This is a genomic window from Empedobacter sp. UBA7252, assembly GCF_002472765.1.
In the GTDB taxonomy this organism is placed as follows: Bacteria; Bacteroidota; Bacteroidia; order Flavobacteriales; family Weeksellaceae; genus Empedobacter; species Empedobacter falsenii_B.
Genome location: NZ_DKSQ01000001.1, coordinates 52,056 through 68,291, shown reverse-complemented (window position 1 = coordinate 68,291; position 16,236 = coordinate 52,056). Strand labels below are relative to the sequence as shown.

The window sequence follows — 16,236 nt, the reverse complement described above, 5'->3', positions numbered from 1 at the left end:
AGATTGAAATTTATGAAATCAAGCTTAGCAATCGCTGCCCTAATTTTATCATCATTTCTTTTCGGACAAGAAATTAAATGGTTATCATTAGACGAAGCAACAAAGGAAATAAAAGCACATCCAGAAAAACCTGTATTGATTAATTTTTATACAACTTGGTGTGGATTCTGTAAGCGTTTGGACAAAGAAACTTTTACAGATAATAAAGTCGCAGATTATGTAAACAAAAATTACATTGCGGTAAAATTTGATGCAGAAACAAAGGATATGGTAAAATTTATGGGAATTCAGTACACATATATTGCGCCTGCTAAAGCGAATTATATGGCATATGCCTTTACAAACGGACAATTGAGTTATCCTGCAACTGTTTTGATGAACGGAAAAGGAGATATCAACAAAGTCGTTTTGGGTTATCGTAGTTCAACAGATTTCATAAACGATATTAAAATTTAATCGAGAAATAACCTTGTTGAGAGGTTTTCCATAAAACAGAATCAGAAGTTTTTTCGAGTTCTGTAACAATAGAAGGGTAGTTGCTGGCATCAGCAATTACCCTTTTTAAATTTTCATTATTTTCGAAAGGATAAAGATTTGATTGATGAATTAACACATAAAAAGGAATATCAGAATGTTCTTCATTTAATAAGAGCTTAAATGACTTCGTTTCAATAGAATTTGGATGTTTGATAAAATGTTGATGTTTAAAGTCTGAATCATAAGAGTAGAAACTAACATCTTTTATTCTTTCGTGGATTTTATATGGTTTAATCGTAAAATTATATGTTTTTTCATCTAAAGGATTTTCACTTAAAATGCTTAAACTTCGTTGATTTCTTATGCCGATAATACTATTCTTGTATTGATTAAAAACGATTAATTCATTCGAATGATTGAGTTGATTAATTTGGTGAAATCGTTCCACTTGAATTAGAAATAAAGAAATTAAACAAACAAATAATGCTAGTTTAGATTTTTTTAGGAACAATGGTTTTGATGCATATAAAATAACGCCAATCAAAATTGCGGTAAATAAACTGATGTAAACATCTTTTGCAATAAACTTGAAGTTCGCTAACCAATAAATATATTGATTTGAGTAATAGATAAAATGATTGAAAATCCATGTATAGATTGGAATATTAAGATCGAAAATGATGAGAAGAATACTAATTATTCCGCCACAAATCATAAAAAAGGAAGCAGGAATCAAGACTAAATTTCCAAATAAAAACAATCCTGAAAATTGATTAAAATACAAGACCGAAATTGGTAAAGTTCCTAATTGAGCAGATAAACTTGTTTCAATCATAATCTTGATTTTCTTCAGGAAACTATTTTTAACTTTCCAATAATACTCAAAAATTGGATTGAGCCAAACAATGAAAAAGACCGCTGAAAAACTCAATTGAAAGCCAACATCAAACAAATAATTAGGTTGAAAAACTAGAATGATAAAAGCAGAAAGTGAAAGTGTGTGAAAAATATTTTTTGGTCGGTTGAGTAATTCGCTAATATAATAAATGGTAATCATCAACGCAGAACGAAAAACTGGCGGTTGTAATTCGACATAAAAAGCAAAGATCCAGATAAATATTAAGCTAATAATTATTCTAATTTTTCGACCTTGTTTTAGCTTTAATAATGGTTGTAAAACGAATTGTAAAATCATGTAAATCATCATCACATGTAAACCAGAAATGGATAAAATATGCACAACTCCTGTTGCTACATAACTTTGATTGAGTTCTTGCGAAAGCTCTGTTCTATCACCCAAAAGCATAGACGAAATAATCGCTCTACTTTCAAGGGAATAACCTTGTTCTGTTAGTTCTTTTCGAATCTTGACTTTCGATTTGGCAACCCAATTTCGAAATCCATTTCCTTCTTTGTGAATAGAAATAATTTCATTTGTAAAGATTTGAGAATAAATTCGTTTTCTGTTTAAGAAACGTTTATAATCAAATTGATATGGATTTAACGGTTCTTGGATTTCTCTTTTTTCTCCTAAAATTATGATTTCATCATTGGGATATAAAATTTGTTGTTGAGGTTTGATATGAAGTAAAATTTGCTCATTCGTTTCAATATCTTTTACAACGTAATTGGTATATTTTTCGGTAGAATTAGAACTATAAACGACTTTTAGTATATGAATTCTCGAAACAGATTCGAAATCAATTTTTGAATGTCTATTATAATTTTGATGAATATAATAGCCTAAAATCATCGAAATGCCTAAAAAAGTGATTATATTTTGACGATTATTATTTTTTAACAAAGAGATAAAAAGTAGAATAATTAATGAAAAAAATATAATTCGTAAATTTGTAGCAGGAATTAATAATTCGGATAAAATTATTCCGATTGAGAAACAAATTGTTAGGGTAAAAAAGAGATACTTTTTCATCCTAATAATTTATAAATTTTTTTACAAATAGTAGGTTTTAATTATTTGTAAATGAATTGATTAAAAAAATAAAAAAATGAAGAAGATTCTTATATTAATTGTGTTATTTTTTACTCAAATGGCAATGGCTCAAATTGATGTAAAACTATCAATCACAAACCTTAAGAAAATGAAAGGAAATTTGGCTATAGAGTTTTATAGAAATGTAGAAAATTATACAAAAGGTCAAAATGCATTCAAAAAATTGTACGTTCCAGTTGCTGATATAGACAAGTATGAAACGGTTTTTAAAGATATTGAGCCAACATTTTATGCGGTAAAAGTGTATTTGGATACGAACAATAATAAACAGCTTGATAAAAGTTTTTTGGGTGTGCGTAAAGAACCGTATGGTTTTTCTAAGAATTTAGATCCTATTTTGCGTGAGCCAACTTTTGAGGAAGCCAAAGTGGATATGACTGAAGAAAATAATACAATTGTAATCAAATTAAACAATAACAAAGGCGAAGAATAATCTTCGTCTTTTTTTGTTAAAATTTAATTGAAAAACCTATATTCAATCCTAATAAAGAAGGATTTTTAGCATCTACATTTTTCAATGGATTTAGCATATATCTATAATTTGGTTCCAAATTTATACTTGATTTATTTGATAAATTATACTCTAACTTAACTCCAGCGTTAGCGCTATAACTCGAATTATTTAAGTTATTTGCTTCGCCTAATTTATAATTTGATCTTGTATTAGTATCAGCTAATGAAATAGAATTTTTCGTTACAGCAAAATAACTTCCTCCCGCTATTGCTATAATATTGAATTTATCAAAACTTGCCAATTTATATTCAACTTCTAATGGAACTTCGATGTAATGAACTTTTTGTTCCATAGTATTGGTTTCAGAAGACAACATGGTCATTGTTGTATGTGATATATTATCACCTACAACTCGAATATTCGAATGATATGTGATATTGTTAGATGATTTTGGCATGCTTGCAGAAAGTGCATAAACACCTGTATTGATTCCCGAATTTATATTGGTTGTATTTTGTTCCAACTCAACTTTTGCAATTCCCGAACGAACATTTATCTTATCATTTAATCGAACAGAAACTTTTGCGCCATAAGCAACTGTAATGTTATTTTTGATGTTGTAATCATTAAATTCATTTGCTAAAATAGATTTTGATTCTAACACTTTTGTTGGATTGATGTACGAAGAAATCGTCAGAAGTGGAGATTTCTGTTTGATTTCTACTTTCTCTTTCTTTTTTTCCTCTTCTTGAAGAACTAATTCTAATGGTTTTTCTTCTAAAATTTTAGGATTAGTTTCTTTTTCAGAAACTTCATTTTTTGGATTGATTGAAGAATTATTTTGTACAAAATTATCTTTTTGAGTTGAATTCTTTTGAGATAATTCTAGTGTTTTATCTTCTTTTTGATTTGGAATTGTATTCGAAAATAAAGTTGATTCTCCAATTATATTTTCAAAATATGAACTTGAACTTTGAATTGTTTTTTGATTTGATTTAGAAGATTTTTTTACAGAAGAAACAATCTTATTATCAAAAGACTTTTCATTTGTATGTTCAATATTATTCCAATCTTTTTTGATAGATTCTTTAGAAGTCGATTTTGTTTTTACAACTTCATTAGTCGGCATATGATTAACGTTAATTGTATCATTTTGATTAAAATAATAGATAGAAATTCCCACAACTAAACATGCCGCAGTAGAACCAATCCAATAAAATAAAGGAATGATTCGTTTTTTCTTTTCTTTCTCGTCTAATTTCTCCTGAATATTTTTCCAAGCATCCAAAGGAGGAAGTTGTGGTTGCGAGAGTTTATCTTTAATATGTTGATCAAATTTGTTCATCTTCTGTGACAGTTTTTAATTGATTGAGTTTTTGTTTTAATAAATTTCGTGCTCTTGATAAGTTTGATTTTGAAGTTCCAACCGAAATGGTCAGCATTTCTGCAATTTCTTGGTGCGAATATTCTTCAAAAACGTAGAGGTTAAAAACTTGCCTATATTGTGGTGGAAGATTATGAACGGCTTCTAACAACTGTTGATAATCAAAATCTTCTTCAACTTCGTCGTCATCTTCCTGTGTGATAATGAGATTTTCGAAATCTTCAAAAGGTAAATTATTCTTCTTTTTTAGTTTTTCTAAATTAAGATTTACCATTATCCGTTTCATCCAACCTTCAAAAGATCCTTCGAATTTGAATTGATTTATTTTATTGAAGATATGAATAAAACCCTCTTGAAAAATATCTTGCGCATCTTCATAATTTTCGGCATAACGAAGACAGATCGAGAACAAAACAGGTGAAAACTCAACATAAATTTCTTCTTGAGCTTTTCTATTTTGTTCTTGACATTGCTTGATTAAAATTTCAAGAGAGTCACTATTCAAAACTTATTGGACTTTATTTTTCTTTGATATTTAACACAATTGAGTCATAAATTGGTTCAGTTGAATTTGGTTTATTTCCCGTCCAAAATCTTAATGTGTACTCACCAGCTTCTTTAGGTGTAAACTTCAAAGTTTTTGTTTCGTACGAAGTATTTTGCGTGCAGTTTCCATTACTTTGACTTGCATAAACACCAATGTTGTGTTTAAAAGTTGTACTTCCTTGTAAAGAGCTAAATTGAATAAAATTTTGACAAGAATTTGTTTTTTCGTACGTTACTCGAATATTTGTAGTTTTTCCTACTGGCTGAATAGAGTCTTCATGAACATTAATTGCCGTTGTTGCTAAAAAACCATAATTCATATAATCTGAGTCATCATTATTTAAACAACTAAATGTTGATAAACCTAAAATACCTACCAAAGCAAACATGCTTAATCTTTTCATTAATTTCATTGTATGAGTTTTAATCGTTATAAAAATAAGATATAGATTTTAGAAAAGGTTGCGTGAAAGAATAAGAAATTAATATATAGAATAAGAAAACCCCTTGAAAATCAAGAGGATTACTTTGTTAGAATAGGTGTAAACTTTAATTAAGTCAATCCTGAAACATTTTAATAATTAGATCTGAATGACATCTATAGCTTACAAGATTAAAAAAACAATAAAAGGTTGCGTCAAACTTTTACTTTTTTTTAATTATTTTTTTAAGTCCTCAGTAATTAGTGAAGCGGTTCTTTCTGAAGCGCCAATTCCACCAAGTTTATGATACAATTCTTCGTAGCTTTTCATGATTTTTTCACGTTTAGGAGAATTTAAAATTAAATCTAATTCTCGTTTGATATTTTCGTAAGTTAAATCATATTGAATTAACTCTTTCACTACTTCTTCGTCCATAATCAAGTTTACCAACGAAATAAAACGAATGTTTTTTACAACACGTTTTCCGATTTCGTACGAAATAGCATTTCCTTTGTAACAAACAACTTCTGGAACTTTCAGTAAAGCAGTTTCTAATGTTGCTGTTCCTGATGTAACCAAGGCTGCATGAGAAACTCGTAATAAATCATAGGTTCTATTCTCAACAATTTTCAAGTTGTTGCCTGCAATTTTTTTATAATTTTCGATTGGTTGAGATGGTGCACCAGCCACAACAAATTGATAATCGGGAAAATCTTTTTCCACTGAAAGCATCAAAGGTAATTTGACTTTAATTTCTTGTGTTCGACTTCCAGGAAGTAAAGCAATAATTGGTCTTTCGTCTAAATTATGATCTTTTCTAAATTGTTGTTCATCAATTGGCGGAAGATTATTCAACGAATCTAATAATGGATTTCCGACAAAATCTACTTTGTAATTGTAACGTTGATAAAATTCTTCTTCGAACGGAAGAATCACAAACATTTTGTCGACAACTTTTTTGATTTTATGAACTCGACCAGTTTTCCAAGCCCAAATTTGTGGCGAAATATAATAGTAAATTTTAATTCCAAGACTTTTTACAAATTCAGCAATTCTGAGATTAAAACCAGGATAATCAACTAAAATAACTGCATCTGGCTGATAAGCTTCGATGTCTTTTTTAGCAACCGAAATATTTCCTAAAATCGTTCTCAAATTCATTACAACTTCAGCAAAACCCATAAACGCCAAATCTCTGTAATGTTTGACTAAAGTTCCGCCTTGCGTTTGCATCAAATCTCCTCCCCAAAATCTGAATTCAGCTTGTGGATCTTTTAATTTTAATTCTTTCATTAAGTTCGATGCGTGCAAATCGCCCGAAGCTTCACCTGCAATGATATAGTATTTCAATGGAAATCATTTTTCTTCTTACAAAGATAGGAGAAATCTATAAGTGGAGTAGATTTCAATGTTTTTTATTGCGTAAATTTACTCTTTCAAACAAAGAAAAATGTCAGACGAAATTATAAATAAAGTTGCCAATAGTAGTTTAGTAACAATTGATTTACAGGATTATTATCCTGATGGAGATCGTGTTGTTTTTGACTTGAAAGATTGGTTATATGAAGAATTGATTCTTAGAGAAAAGGATTTTAGAGAAAATCTTAAAAATCATGATTGGACACAATATCAAGATAAATATGTAGCGTTAACGTGTACTGCGGATGCGATTGTTCCGTCTTGGGCTTATTTGTTGGTTGCAACCTATTTGTCGCCAATTGCGAAACGAATTGTACATGGAAGTTTGCAAGATTTGGATACGATTTTGTACACAGAAATTGTAGATCATTTGCCTTATGAAGATTATGTTGATGGAAAAATAATAGTGAAAGGTTGCTCTCACAAACCTGTGCCAGAATCGGCTTATATTCAGTTAATTGAACGTTTACAACCAATTGTAAGCTCGTTAATGTTTGGTGAAGCGTGTAGCACTGTTCCGCTTTATAAAAAGAAGAAATAAAAAAATCCGCTCAACGAGCGGATTTTTTACACATGAATAAAATCGTAAAATACTTATTGATTAGTTCTGAAAACTAATTTATTATCTCCAGGTTTTTCTTCGAAATAATCGATTAAAACCGCATCATTATCATTTATTGTTCCTTTTAAAATTTCTTTTGAAAGTTCATTTAATACATCTTGTTGAATAACTCGTTTCAATGGTCTTGCTCCGAATTGAGGATCGTAGCCTTTTCTTGCTAAATAATCGACAGCTTCTGGCGTAATATCTAATGTAATATCGCGTTGTGCTAATTTCTTCGCAACTCCGCTTAAATAGATATTCACGATTCCAGAAATTTGATTTTCACTCAATGGACGGAACAAAATAATTTCATCAATACGATTCAAAAATTCTGGTCTAAAGTTTTGTTTCAATTCCTCAAAAACGACATCTTTTGTTTCATCATAAACTTGTGCCACATTATTTTCGTCAATGTTTGAGAATTTATCCAAAATCGTATGAGAACCAAAATTCGATGTCATAATGATAATCGTATTTTTAAAGTTAACCACACGACCTTTGTTGTCTGTCAAACGTCCGTCATCCAAAACTTGTAACAAAATATTGAAAACATCTGGATGTGCCTTCTCAATTTCGTCCAACAAAATAACTGAATAAGGACGGCGACGAACCGCTTCTGTTAACTGACCACCTTCGTCGTAACCAACGTAACCCGGAGGTGCCCCAACCAAGCGAGAAACTGCATGACGCTCCTGATATTCGGACATGTCGATACGAGTCATTGCATTTTCATCATCGAATAAGAACTCGGCTAAGGCTTTTGCCAACTCAGTTTTCCCAACACCAGTTGAACCTAAGAATAAGAACGAACCGATTGGTTTTCCTTCGTCACTAAGACCTGCACGAGAACGACGAATGGCATCAGAAACTGCTATAATTGCTTCTTCTTGACCTAAAACACGTTTGTGTAATTCGTTTTCTAAATTCAATAATTTTTCGCGATCAGATTGCATCATTTTCTGAGCCGGAACTCCTGTCCATTTCGATACAACTTCTGCAATATCATCCGCATCAACAAACTCTTTTACCAGTTTATTTTGTTTATTTTCTTCTAGATTATGTTCAGCTTCTTCTAAATTATTTTTTGCATTAACTAAATCTTCAAACTCTAATTTGGAAGCTTTTGCATAGTCGTAATCTCGTTTTGCACGCTCAATTTCGAATTTGATATTTTCGATAGATTTTCTTAAATCTTGAACTTCATCGGCACGATTTCTTTCCGCTTCCCATTTCGAATTCAATTGATTTCTTTCATCTTGAAGATTAGATAATTCTTCTTTTAAAAGATTCAATTTTTTCTCGTCATTTTCGCGTTTTATCGCTTCAATTTCGATTTCTAATTGAATAATTCTACGATCTAATTTATCTAAATCTTCTGGTTTAGAATTCATTTCCATTCTCAACTTAGAAGCTGCTTCGTCCATCAAATCGATGGCTTTATCTGGTAAAAAACGATCTGTAATATAACGTGTTGATAATTTTACAGCCGCAATAATTGCTTCGTCTTTAATTCCAATTTTATGGTGTTGCTCGTATTTATCTTTGATTCCACGCAAAATAGAAATAGCCGATTCTTCATCTGGTTCTTCTACCATTACTTTCTGGAAACGACGTTCTAAAGCTTTATCTTTTTCAAAATATTTTTGATATTCATTCAAAGTTGTAGCACCAATCGAACGTAATTCGCCACGAGCCAAAGCAGGTTTCAAGATATTTGCAGCATCCATTGCACCTTCTCCGCCGCCGCCAGCACCAACAAGCGTGTGAATCTCATCGATGAACAAAATTATTTCTCCATTCGAAGCGGTTACTTCTTTCACAACGGCTTTCAAACGCTCTTCGAACTCACCTTTGTATTTTGCACCAGCAACCAAAGCTCCCATATCCAATGAAAAAATTTGTTTATTCAAAAGATTTTCAGGAACATCTCCATTGATGATACGATGTGCTAAACCTTCTGCTATAGCGGTTTTACCAACACCTGGTTCACCAATAAGGATTGGGTTATTTTTTGTACGACGTGATAGAATTTGTAAAACACGACGAATTTCTTCATCACGTCCAATTACAGGATCTAATTTTCCTTCTTTTGCTAAATCTGTTAAGTTTTTAGCGTATTTGTTTAATGAATTATATGTTCCTTCCGCGTTTTCAGAAGTTACTCTTTCTCCGTTTCTCAATTCTGTTACTAATTTTTTTGTGTTGTCGAATGTTACACCTCTATTTTTTAATAATTGACTTACAGGCGATACATTCTTGATTATACCTAATAATAAATGCTCTAAGGTGATAAAATCATCGTTCATCTCTTTTGCAATTTCTTGTGCAGATTGCAAAATTTGGTTAGATGAATTGGAAAGATGATTTCCTTGTTGACCTTCTATTTTTGGATATTTATTGATTTCTAAATCCAACTCAGGTTTCAACATATCCATTTTTACACCTTGTTTTTCTAAGATTAATGATAACACGTTTTCATCAACATCTATCATTCCACCTAAAATATGAGCTGGTTCTATTGCTTGATTTTTTTGTGCAACTGCAATTTGCTGCGCTGCTTGAATCGCTTCACGACCCTTTATTGTAAATTGATTAAAATCCATTGGTTTTTAGTTTTTTATATTGGTTTTGTTTGGTGTATTTCATCAAAAAAAATTCCAAAGTAGAAATAAAACCTAAAAACTGACTTTTTGACTTTGTTGAATAAAAAAAGGAGACATTTTGTCAATATCTCCTTTCGTTTAAAAATTTTTATAGTATTTAAAATAAACCTTCTACTGATAAATAGCGTTCGCCAGTATCGTAGTTGACAGTTAATATTTTCGTGTTTTTGTCTACTTCATTCAAAGTTTTAGCAACTGCAGCCAATGAAGCACCTGTAGAAATTCCGACAAATATACCTTCTACTTTAGCCACTTTTTTTGCAAATTCAAATGCTTCTTCTTTTGTAATCTGAGTAGAAGAATCAACGATTGAAGTATCTAAATTAGTAGGAATAAATCCTGCTCCAATTCCTTGAATCGCGTGTGGACCAGGATTTCCTCCTGAAATGACAGGAGAATCTGTTGGTTCTACAGCGATAACTTTTGTTGAAGAGTTAACTTCTTTTAATGCTTTTCCAATTCCAGAAAGATGTCCGCCTGTTCCAACTCCTGTAATTAAATAATCAACTCCTTGTGGAAAATCTTCAAGGATTTCTTTTGCTGTTGTATTGTAATGGACTGTCGGATTCGAATTATTCTCAAATTGTTGCGGAACCCAAGCGCCTTCTATTGTTTCGGCTAATTCTTGTGCTTTTGCAATAGCGCCTTTCATTCCTAATTCTTTTGGAGTTAAAACAAATTCAGCACCATAAGCTTCCATAATTTTACGACGTTCAATTGACATCGATTCTGGCATTGTGATAATCATTTTGTAACCTTTTACAGCCGCAACAAATGATAAGCCAATTCCTGTATTACCCGAAGTAGGTTCTATAATTGTTCCTCCAGGTTTTAAAATTCCAGCTTTTTCAGCATCTTCAATCATTGCCAAAGCAATACGATCTTTTATTGATCCACCCGGATTTTGTTTTTCTACTTTAATATAAACGTTATGGTTAGGAAATAATTTATTCAGTTTAATAATTGGTGTATTTCCTATGGTTTCTAATACATTATTGTAAATCATTGTTGTAAGGTTTTAGATGATATAATTGATATGTTGTTCTTTTTTTTGTTTTTTTATTTGTGGTTGATTCTCTTGATAGACAACAGAATCTTCTTCTATACTTTCTGTAATCCAAACATTTCCGCCGACTACAGAATTTTTTCCAATAATTGTTGTTCCTCCCAAAATAGTTGCTCCAGCATAAATTGTGACATTATTTTCTATTGTTGGATGACGTTTTTTATTAGCCAAATTCTTCGAAACATAAAACGCTCCTAATGTTACGCCTTGGTAAATTTTCACATTATCACCAATCAATGTTGTTTCTCCAATGACAATTCCTGTACCATGATCGATATAAAAGTTTTTTCCAATTGAAGCACCAGGATGAATATCAATTCCAGTTTTAGAATGTGCATATTCGGAAAAAAAACGAGGAAGAATAGGCGTATTTAAATTGTAGAGAATATGTGCTAAACGATGAATTGCAATTGCAAAAAAACCAGGATAGGCTAAAATGATTTCAATTTCCGATTTAGATGCAGGATCATTTGCATAAAAAACAAAAATTAGTTCCTCTAATTCTTGTCTAAGTTGTGCAAATTGTTCAAAAAAATATAAACTAATTTGATTCGATTTCTCCTCAGGAACAATTTTTAACAAAATAGAATTGAATTGATTGAGTAAATCTTCTTTCTTGTACAAAGGATTTGGTTGTTGAAAAATCTCATCATAAATAATGGATTCTATCAAAGGTTCTACTTCTTGTTTTCTAAATGGTAAACTGTATTTCGTAAGCTGATTCATTCTTCAATCTATAAACTCTATAAAAATAGTAGACAAATGTATTCATTTTTTTATTCTTGAAGAAGAAATTGTCATAAAAATGACAAAAACCATAAAAATGCCTTCGTTTTTATTATTGCTATGTAAGCATAATAATACACTATTTTGACTTTTATGAATAAAATTTATAATTATTTATTTAAAAATATTTATTGAATTAAATGATTGATAATTAATGTTATAAATGAATTTTTATGTTTAAAAGAGATTATTTTTATAAAAAATAAAGCGTAGTGTTTTATTTACACTAAAAAATAGTTATTTTAGTGAAATAAATTTTAAAGGATAAAAATATGAAAAAATCAATTTTATTCGGATTATTCTTTATGTTGACATCTTTAATGTATGCGCAATCACCAATAGGAACTTGGAAAACAATTGATGATGAGACAAAACAGGCGAAGTCTTACGTAGAGATTTTCGAGAAAGATGGAAAACTTTATGGTAAAGTCACTAAGATTTTAACGAAAGGAAAAGAAGATGTAAAATGTACAGATTGTTCAGGAGCATTAAAAAATAAACCAATTTTAGGAATGCAAATTCTTTCTGGTCTTAAAAAAGATGGAAAAGAATGGAATGGTGGAAAAATCATTGATCCTAATAGTGGAAAGGAATACAAAGCAAAAATGTCTCTTAACGGAAATGATAAATTAGACGTAAGAGGTTTTATCGGGATTTCTCTTGTAGGAAGAACGCAAACTTGGCAACGAGTTAAATAAAAATCAAAACAAAAACGAAAAGGTTACTCTGAGTAATCAAACCCACAAAATTTTACTCTATAATGACTATTTCTAAAAGAATAGTCATTATTTTTTTTACGTAAATTTGTAACTTCAAAACTAAGGTTTTGATTTTCTAAAATACATCAATGAGTTTAATTAAAAGAGCGTTCTCATACGCAAAACCATATAGAACTTCGTTTGTTACAGCGATTATATTCAATTTACTCTATGCACTTTTCAATGTAATTGCATTGGCTTTTATGATGCCAATTTTGAGTGTTTTGTTTGGTGAAAAAACAACTGGAGTTATCGCAAAACCTATTTATTCTGGTGATTTGGGTAATCTGAAACAATTTTTTTCAGATTATTCAGCTTATTATATGAATGAGCTTTCTCAAACTCAAGGACCAGTTTATGTGTTAGCGATTTCGTGTGTGATATTTATTATTGCATTTTTATTTCGAAATATTTTCAGTTTTCTTTCAGAAACTTGTTTGGTAGATTTACGTTCGGGTGTGACACGTGATTTACGTGTTGATATTCATAACAAAATTATTGATTTGCCAGTTGCTTATTTTACTGAAAAACGAAAAGGAGATATGTTAAATCGTATTTCTAGTGATGTAAATGAGGTTGAATCTAATATTTTAAATTCAGTCGTAGAAATCATACGTTCACCAATTATGATTATCTTTTTCGTTGTAGTATTATTTACAGTTAGCTATCAATTAACAATTTTCGCTATTTTGGTTTTTCCGATTATGGGAACAATTATTTCGTTGATTGGAAAAAGTCTGAAAAAAGCTGCTGCTCATGCGCAAGACGAATTATCTAACATTATTACTTATGTAGACGAAACACTTTCTTCGCTTAAGATTATCAAAATTTTTAACGCAGAAGATCAAGTAAAAGGTCGTTTTGATGAATCGATTAATCGTTATCGAAAATATCTTCAAAAAGTAATGAAAAAACGTGCTTTGGCTTCACCAACAAGTGAATTTTTAGGTGCTGTTACAATTGGATTAATTGTTTTTTTTGGTGGTAAATTATCGTTAGAAGGAAATGGTTTAACAGGATCACAATTTATTTTTTATATCGCAACATTTTATACATTATTAGATCCGATTAAACGCTTTTCGAAAGCATTATCAGATGTACAAAAAGGAGAAGTTTCTGCAAAGAGAATTTTTGAAGTTTTGGATGCTGATGTTTCGATAAAAGATGTTCCAGATGCTAAAGGAATTGATGCGTTTGAAGATAAAATTGAGTTTAGAAATGTCACATTTGCTTATGGAAAACATAATGTGATCGAGAATTTTAATTTAACAATTAATAAAGGAGAAACCGTTGCTTTAGTTGGGCAATCTGGTTCTGGAAAATCGACTTTGGCGAATTTAATTACTCGTTTTTGGGATGTGAAATCAGGTCAAATTTTGATTGATGGAATTGATATTAAACATATAAAATTAAATGATTATCGCTTGTTATTTGGTTTGGTTACGCAAGATTCTATTTTGTTTAATGATACAATTTTTAATAATATTTCATTAGGTGATAAATCTCCAAATTTGGAAAAAGTAGAATATGCTGCGCAAATTGCAAATGCGGAAGAGTTTATTGTAAAAATGCCAGAAAAATATCAAGAGTCAGTAGGAGAGGGAGGTAGCAAGCTTTCTGGTGGACAAAAACAACGTTTAAGTATTGCGCGTGCGGTTTATAAAAATCCACCGATTATGGTTTTGGATGAAGCGACTTCTGCTTTGGATACGAAATCTGAAAAATTGGTACAAGTTGCCTTGAATAATATGATGCAAAATCGTACTTCTTTGGTTATTGCGCACCGTTTATCAACAATTCAGAATGCGGATAAAATTGTAGTAATGGAAGCAGGTAAAATTATTGAACAAGGAAATCATCATTCACTTATTGAGAAAAAAGGCGTTTATGCCAATTTGGTAAATATGCAGAATTTTGAATAAATGAAGTATATACAAACTAAAAAAATCCGCTTATTAAGCGGATTTTTTTGTTATATTTTAAATCGATTTAATTTCAAAACCTAATTGTTTCCAGTCTTCCCAAAATGTTGGGTAAGATTTTTCTACGACCATTTCATTCTCAATTCGAATTGGGTAAATTTGTGCTAAAGGCGCCATACACATTGCCATTCTGTGGTCGTTATATGTTGCTAAAGTTGGCGTTTTTTCAAAATTATTATAACCTTCTATCGTTAATGAATCGTTTGTAATTGTTATAATTGCTCCAAATTTTTCCAACTCATTTTTAAGTGCGACTAAACGGTCTGTTTCCTTGATTTTTAGTGTTTCTAAACCAGTTAAATGACATTTTGTTTTCAATCCCACACAAGTTGCAGAAATCGTCTGTGCAATATCTGGAGTATTGATTAAATTTAATTCGATGATAGATTTTGGTATGAAATTATCTTCATTTTTTAATGTTAAAACTCCATTTTCAAAAGTTGAAATTACACCAAAATTTTCTGCATAAATATGTTTTAAAGCTGAATCTCCTTGTAAAGAATCTTCGAAATAAGTTGAGATTTTAATTTCAGAATTCTGCGATAAAGCAATCAAACTATAATAATATGAAGCTGAACTCCAATCAGATTCTACTTGTAATGTTTGAGCTTTGATGTTTTCAGTAAAAGGAATTTTGATTGTATTTCCTTCGAAAATTGCATTAATTCCAACTTTATTCAATAATTGAATTGTCATTTGAATATAAGGAACAGAAATAATTTTTCCATCCAACTTTATCGTTAATCCATTTTCTAATTTCGTTCCGATCAAACATAAAGCCGAGATATATTGAGAACTAATGTTAGAAGGGATTGTAATAGAATCTTTCGTTATTTTTTTTCCAACAATCGATAAAGGCGGATAACCTTCGTTTTCTTGATACGAAATTTCTGCACCCAACTCATTCAAGGAGTCAACTAAAACTTTTATTGGACGTTGTTTCATTCTTTCAGAACCTGTCAACGTTATTTTTCGTCCATCTTGAATAGAAAAATAAGCCGTTAAAAATCGCATGGCAGTTCCCGCGTGGTGAATATCAACTAAATCAGTTTTGTTCGCTAACGCTTTTTGCATTAATTGAGAATCTTCTGAATTTGAAACATTTTCTAATGTCAAAACATTCTCAAATAATTGACTTAATAGCAACAAACGATTGCTTTCGCTTTTAGAACCTGTGATGGCTAATTGATTGTTTATAGGAGATTTTAGAGCAGAAATTTCAATCATATTTATTTTAATTTATCATTATTTTGATGACGATCGTGGTCACGTTTTGTTTTATAATCTAATTTTTTGTAAAAAGCTGATTCTAAATCAACACCTGTTTGATTTGCCAAACAAAGCGCTACAAAAATAACATCTGCCAATTCTTCGCCAAGATCTTTGTTTTTATCGGATTCTTTCTCCGATTGTTCACCGTAACGACGCGCAATAATACGTGCAACTTCTCCTACCTCTTCAGTTAATTGTGCCATATTTGTTAATTCGTTAAAATAACGAACACCATGTTCTTTTATCCAATTATCAACGTCTGTTTGTGCTTGTTTAAGGCTCATCTTATTTTAAATTTTAAAAGTTAAAGGTACAAAAATAAAAAGCCAACTTGTATTTGGAGTTGGCTTTATTCGATGTTTAGAATATTTTTTTATTGTTTTACCAAA

At 30.5% G+C, this 16,236-nt stretch carries 15 protein-coding genes; 5 read left to right on the top strand and 10 right to left on the bottom strand.

Annotated elements, in window-relative coordinates; all coding sequences use genetic code 11:
- Positions 1-12 precede the first annotated feature (12 nt).
- The gene (locus B2X73_RS00335) at positions 13-456 is read left to right on the top strand and encodes a thioredoxin family protein (RefSeq protein ID WP_125348917.1); all 444 of its coding nucleotides are present in this window, start codon (positions 13-15) and stop codon (positions 454-456) included.
- Here B2X73_RS00335 and B2X73_RS00330 read toward each other — a convergent pair.
- Positions 446-2,410, bottom strand: coding sequence for a ComEC/Rec2 family competence protein (locus B2X73_RS00330; protein WP_291095430.1), 1,965 nt, complete (start codon positions 2,408-2,410; stop codon positions 446-448). The two genes, B2X73_RS00335 and B2X73_RS00330, sit on opposite strands and share 11 nt — an antisense overlap.
- Positions 2,411-2,486: 76 nt before the next feature.
- On the opposite strand from B2X73_RS00330, the gene B2X73_RS00325 reads away from it, so the two are divergent.
- Positions 2,487-2,924 carry a DUF2141 domain-containing protein gene (locus B2X73_RS00325; protein ID WP_260391932.1) on the top strand — a complete coding sequence of 146 codons (438 nt, stop codon included), beginning with the start codon at positions 2,487-2,489 and terminating at the stop codon, positions 2,922-2,924.
- A gap of 16 nt (positions 2,925-2,940) precedes the next feature.
- On the opposite strand, the gene B2X73_RS00320 is transcribed toward B2X73_RS00325, so the two are convergent.
- The 4 genes from B2X73_RS00320 to lpxB form a co-directional block, all read right to left on the bottom strand.
- Positions 2,941-4,290: an outer membrane beta-barrel protein gene (locus B2X73_RS00320; protein WP_038333276.1), complete on the bottom strand. Its 1,350-nt coding sequence runs from the start codon at positions 4,288-4,290 to the stop codon at positions 2,941-2,943.
- Complete coding sequence (locus B2X73_RS00315; RefSeq protein WP_038333274.1) at positions 4,277-4,834, bottom strand: RNA polymerase sigma factor; 558 nt, start codon at positions 4,832-4,834, stop codon at positions 4,277-4,279. The genes B2X73_RS00320 and B2X73_RS00315 overlap by 14 nt, the downstream gene beginning before the upstream one ends.
- A 13-nt stretch (positions 4,835-4,847) precedes the next feature.
- Positions 4,848-5,288: a hypothetical protein gene (locus tag B2X73_RS00310; RefSeq protein WP_180905443.1), complete on the bottom strand. Its 441-nt coding sequence runs from the start codon at positions 5,286-5,288 to the stop codon at positions 4,848-4,850.
- A 246-nt stretch (positions 5,289-5,534) separates the two neighbouring features.
- Complete coding sequence (gene lpxB, locus B2X73_RS00305) at positions 5,535-6,647, bottom strand: lipid-A-disaccharide synthase (protein ID WP_286494960.1); 1,113 nt, start codon at positions 6,645-6,647, stop codon at positions 5,535-5,537.
- Positions 6,648-6,747: 100 nt separating this feature from the next.
- Here lpxB and B2X73_RS00300 point away from each other — a divergent pair, with 100 nt between their 5' ends.
- Complete coding sequence (locus B2X73_RS00300; RefSeq protein WP_221855726.1) at positions 6,748-7,257, top strand: DUF2480 family protein; 510 nt, start codon at positions 6,748-6,750, stop codon at positions 7,255-7,257.
- 53 nt (positions 7,258-7,310) lie between these two features.
- Here the strand turns inward: B2X73_RS00300 and clpB are convergent, their stop codons facing one another.
- The 3 genes from clpB to epsC all read right to left on the bottom strand — a co-directional run bounded on the left by clpB (position 7,311) and on the right by epsC (position 11,775).
- Entirely contained in the window at positions 7,311-9,923 is a 2,613-nt protein-coding gene (gene clpB, locus B2X73_RS00295; protein ID WP_180905441.1) for an ATP-dependent chaperone ClpB, read from the bottom strand.
- A gap of 157 nt (positions 9,924-10,080) precedes the next feature.
- Positions 10,081-10,989, bottom strand: a complete 909-nt coding sequence (cysK, locus tag B2X73_RS00290) for a cysteine synthase A (RefSeq protein WP_038333247.1) — start codon at positions 10,987-10,989, stop codon at positions 10,081-10,083.
- A 12-nt stretch (positions 10,990-11,001) separates the two neighbouring features.
- A complete protein-coding gene (gene epsC / locus B2X73_RS00285; protein WP_125348924.1) occupies positions 11,002-11,775 on the bottom strand; it encodes a serine O-acetyltransferase EpsC in 774 nt (257 codons plus the stop codon).
- 332 nt (positions 11,776-12,107) lie between these two features.
- On the opposite strand from epsC, the gene B2X73_RS00280 reads away from it, so the two are divergent.
- Both B2X73_RS00280 and B2X73_RS00275 read left to right on the top strand, forming a co-directional pair.
- A complete protein-coding gene (locus B2X73_RS00280; protein ID WP_291095428.1) occupies positions 12,108-12,533 on the top strand; it encodes a DUF2147 domain-containing protein in 426 nt (141 codons plus the stop codon).
- 149 nt (positions 12,534-12,682) lie between these two features.
- Complete coding sequence (locus tag B2X73_RS00275; RefSeq protein WP_291095426.1) at positions 12,683-14,515, top strand: ABC transporter ATP-binding protein; 1,833 nt, start codon at positions 12,683-12,685, stop codon at positions 14,513-14,515.
- 57 nt (positions 14,516-14,572) lie between these two features.
- Here B2X73_RS00275 and B2X73_RS00270 read toward each other — a convergent pair whose 3' ends face one another.
- On the bottom strand, positions 14,573-15,802 hold the full coding sequence (locus tag B2X73_RS00270; protein WP_286494955.1) for a 3-phosphoshikimate 1-carboxyvinyltransferase: 1,230 nt from the start codon (positions 15,800-15,802) through the stop codon (positions 14,573-14,575).
- Between the two features lie 2 nt (positions 15,803-15,804).
- Positions 15,805-16,131, bottom strand: coding sequence for a nucleotide pyrophosphohydrolase (locus tag B2X73_RS00265; protein ID WP_038333238.1), 327 nt, complete (start codon positions 16,129-16,131; stop codon positions 15,805-15,807).
- Positions 16,132-16,236: the final 105 nt, after the last annotated feature.